Source organism: Empedobacter sp. GD03865, assembly GCF_029840775.1.
Lineage (GTDB): Bacteria > Bacteroidota > Bacteroidia > Flavobacteriales > Weeksellaceae > Empedobacter > Empedobacter falsenii_B.
The window spans coordinates 1-639 of sequence record NZ_JAOCDF010000084.1 but is presented as its reverse complement, the minus strand read 5'-3'; the positions used below and the strand labels follow the sequence as shown (position 1 = coordinate 639).

2 protein-coding genes are annotated in these 639 nt (G+C 41.0%); both read right to left on the bottom strand.

From position 1 onward, the window contains the following. The coding region (locus tag N5D46_RS14750) for a transposase zinc-binding domain-containing protein (RefSeq protein ID WP_280050454.1) at positions 1–264 on the bottom strand (264 nt) is incomplete at its 3' end. Beyond that, positions 243–639, bottom strand: a 397-nt coding sequence (locus N5D46_RS14745) for a tyrosine-type recombinase/integrase (protein WP_280050453.1), incomplete at its 5' end; no start/stop codon positions are given. The genes N5D46_RS14750 and N5D46_RS14745, both read right to left, overlap by 22 nt.

Sequence of the window (639 nt, the reverse complement as noted above, 5' to 3'; positions counted from 1 at the left end):
TGAACAAGGTAGCAGATCCTGTTCACGAGCTTGTATCCATTCTTCGCGTTGATGGCCTTGACATTTCGGACAATGACGATTGCGGCAACTGTTGTAACTAATACGGATGTTTCCACACGCATCGCACGCATCTACATGGCCGCCTAAAGCAGCTGTTCTGCATAGGGTCAATGCTCTTAACGTTTTCTCTTGATGAACCGTGAAACACTGATCGGATAAAGCCACTTTTTTGAGCACATCGCTTACTTCCCACTGCGGCTGCATAAAGCAAAAACGGTATCAAGTGGGCTGTGTACTTTTTGTTGCTCTAATTGGCAAACATGTAGGTATTCCATAGTGGTTTCAATACGCTCATGACCCATTAATTTCTGAACCTGAAGAATATTTACACCATCTTCGAGTAAATGCGTAGCATAGCTGTGGCGCAAGGTATGCGTGTATACATCTTTTAAAATTCCTGCCTTTTTACAGATGGATTGAATTACCCATTGAACTCCGCGTTGACTGTAACGAGAATCAAAACCTTTAGCATCTTTGCTGTTGCCTGTAAATAAAAAAGTAGTAGGATGTTCTACTGAAATATACTTTTTAATCCCTCTAATGAGATGATCAGAAAGTGGAACATATCGATCTTTTTTA